Genomic DNA, 294 nt, shown 5'->3' with positions numbered 1-294 from the left:
TAGCGCCGGCTGCACCAGTATCACCTTTGTCGCCTTTAGCGCCGGCTGCACCAGTATCACCTTTGTCGCCTTTAGCGCCGGCTACACCAGTATCACCTTTGTCGCCTTTAGCGCCGGCTGCACCAGTATCACCTTTGTCGCCTTTAGCGCCGGCTGCACCAGTGTCACCTTTGTCGCCTTTAGCGCCGGCTGCACCAGTATCACCTTTGTCGCCTTTAGCGCCGGCTGCACCAGTATCACCTTTGTCGCCTTTAGCGCCGGCTACACCAGTATCACCTTTGTCGCCTTTAGCGC

Annotated in this window: 1 protein-coding gene; it reads left to right on the top strand. The window is 58.2% G+C overall.

Annotation, left to right across the window (positions count from 1 at the left end; translation table 11 throughout):
• Positions 1–19: 19 nt before the first annotated feature.
• Positions 20–294 (top strand): hypothetical protein (locus DBY97_RS11645; protein WP_432760707.1); only part of this gene is annotated, 275 nt, incomplete at its 3' end.

It is taken from the genome of Neisseria subflava (assembly GCF_003044645.1).
GTDB lineage: Bacteria > Pseudomonadota > Gammaproteobacteria > Burkholderiales > Neisseriaceae > Neisseria > Neisseria subflava_B.
The sequence above is the reverse complement of the archived record's forward strand: the minus strand, read 5'-3'. Positions and strand labels throughout refer to the sequence as shown.